This window comes from Ralstonia sp. VS2407 (assembly GCF_052950655.1).
Map to the genome: position 1 here is coordinate 1 of NZ_JBRFVG010000162.1, position 508 is coordinate 508.

A 508-nucleotide genomic window follows, 5' to 3' on the forward strand; every position below is an offset into this window, starting at 1 on the left:
TCTTCGTGCTGCGCTCGGCACCGGGGCTGTACCAGACCTTCGCACTCTTGATCCTGGCCTACACGCTGCATTTCGTGGCCGAGGCCATCGGCCCCATCCGCACCTCGCTCTCAAAGGCGACCCCCCGGCTGGAGGAGGCCGCCCGCGTGCTGGGTGCGCCGCCCGCCCGCACGCTCTGGCAGGTCACGCTCCCGCTGATGCGCCCCGGCCTGCTCGCCAGCGCCGCCTTCGTGTTCCTGAGCGTCCTCAAGGAACTGCCGCTGACGCTGCTGCTGGCCCCCACCGGCTTTTCCACCCTGGCGAGCAACGTCTGGACCTACACCGAAGAAGCGCAGTACGCCGCCGCCGCCCCCTACGCCCTGGTCATCGCCGCGAGCGGGGCGCTGCTGACCGTGCTGATCTTGAGGAGAGAGAAGTGATCCTGCCGCAAATGTCCGGGGCCGCCGTGTCCAGTTCCGCGTCCCCGGTTGCGCCCGCTGCCGCGCCGCCGATTCTCGACCTCCAGAAC

1 protein-coding gene is annotated in these 508 nt (G+C 69.9%); it reads left to right on the forward strand.

From position 1 onward, the window contains the following. Nucleotides 1–419: ABC transporter permease subunit (locus ACU8YE_RS24405; protein WP_446929965.1), on the forward strand; the 419-nt coding region annotated here is incomplete at its 5' end. Nucleotides 420–508: the final 89 nt, after the last annotated feature.